Consider the following 215-nt stretch of genomic DNA (forward strand, 5'->3'; position numbering starts at 1 on the left):
GCAAACCGAAAAATGGTAGATAGATCAGTCGTCTGTGAACCCGACGTACACGCCGTTCGGAGACGAATTACCCTTGCCACGGATCATCACGATCTCAATATCGTCGTGTTCCGCGATGTTTTGTGGGATTCCTTTGTCCATTGAGGTCCGTCCGTGCGAAGTGACACGCACCCACGGCCCACCGAGTCCGCGATCGTAGTGGTGAACGTCACACG

Annotated in this window: 1 protein-coding gene; it reads right to left on the minus strand. The window is 54.4% G+C overall.

From position 1 onward, the window contains the following. Nucleotides 1-24: 24 nt before the first annotated feature. Nucleotides 25-215 (minus strand): hypothetical protein (locus EXE45_RS21160; protein ID WP_206750538.1); only part of this gene is annotated, 191 nt, incomplete at its 5' end.

The sequence above is a fragment of the Halorubrum sp. SP9 genome (assembly GCF_005435015.1).
Classification (GTDB): Archaea; Halobacteriota; Halobacteria; order Halobacteriales; family Haloferacaceae; genus Halorubrum; species Halorubrum sodomense.